The sequence below is a fragment of the Micromonospora sp. MH99 genome (assembly GCF_021442385.1).
Taxonomy (GTDB): Bacteria; Actinomycetota; Actinomycetes; order Mycobacteriales; family Micromonosporaceae; genus Micromonospora.
The window spans coordinates 1-1,161 of record NZ_MUZA01000098.1 but is presented as its reverse complement, the minus strand read 5'-3'; the positions used below and the strand labels follow the sequence as shown (position 1 = coordinate 1,161).

Genomic DNA, 1,161 nt, shown 5'->3' with positions numbered 1-1,161 from the left:
AGGTGGTCGGCGGGTTCTCCGCCGTCTACCCGGTGCTGTCGGCGCTGGAGGAGCGCGGCGCGGCCCGCCGGGGCTACTTCGTCGAGGGCCTCGGCGCGGCACAGTTCGCCGTGCCCGGCGCGGTGGACCGGCTCCGCGCGCTGGCCGACCCGGCCGACGGCGCGCGCGGCCGGAGCGGGCCGACCACCGTCCTCGCGGCCACCGACCCCGCCAACCCGTACGGCGCGGCTCTGCCCTGGCCGGAACGCGTCGTCGACTCCGGCGACGGGGCCGCCCCCGCGACCGGGCACCGGGCGGGTCGCAAGGCCGGCGCGCTGGTGGTGCAGGTCGCCGGTGACCTGGTGCTGTACGTGGAGCGCGGCGGCCGGACCCTGCTCTCCTTCACCGACGACACCGAGGCGCTCGCGGCGGCCGGCAAGGCGCTCGCCGACGCCGTCCACTCCGGAGCGTTGGGCGCGATGTCGGTGGAGCGGGCCGACGGTGAGGCGGTGCACTCGTCGCCGTTGAGTGACGCGCTGACCGCCGCCGGCTTCCGGGCCACCCCGCGTGGCCTGCGCCTGCGCGGCTGACCCAGGTACACGCGTCGCCGACTCGCCCGGCACGGCATTCGTCGCAGCGGCCGGGCGGCGTCGACGACCCAACGTGCGGCCGGGCGGCGACAGGCAGCACTGCCGCGACGATGATGCCGGTGAGTCATCATGATGACTCACCGGCATCACAAGGAAAAGGGCACATGCCCCGACCGCGGGCGCAGGCGCGACGCCCGTTGGGCGACGGGAGGGGACATCCTCAGCGGAGGCTGTTGAGGATCTTCTCGTAGCGAGGTCGGTCGGCCGCCGGGGTCTTCGCCTCGAGGTAGTTGAGCACCACGGCCCCACGCCGGTACGACTGGCCGCCCCACGTCTCGGCGATGTCGCCCGCGCTGGTCTCGTCGGGGAACACGTAGACAGTCACGCCGTCGGTGGCGACGATCTCGGAACAGCCCAGCCCGAGGCCGTCCGGTCCACAGTCCACGGAGCGGTCCTTCGGGTGCGTCACTCGCAGACCGGCGGCCTTGAAGGCGTCGACCACCTGTCGGGCGCCGGGCGCACCGGCCGGGCGCGCGGGCAGCACCACCGGCGGCGGGCTGGCCGGCCGGCGCTCGACCGGCCCCTGCGCTGG

General features: G+C 75.6%; 1 protein-coding gene and 1 pseudogene. One reads left to right on the top strand and one right to left on the bottom strand.

Annotation, left to right across the window (positions count from 1 at the left end; genetic code table 11):
* Positions 1-569 (top strand): annotated as a pseudogene (locus tag B0E54_RS29955) (DEAD/DEAH box helicase); the annotation flags it as partial.
* 220 nt (positions 570-789) lie between these two features.
* On the opposite strand, the gene B0E54_RS29950 reads toward B0E54_RS29955, so the two are convergent.
* On the bottom strand, positions 790-1,161 hold a 372-nt coding region (locus B0E54_RS29950; protein WP_234590680.1), incomplete at its 5' end, for a hypothetical protein.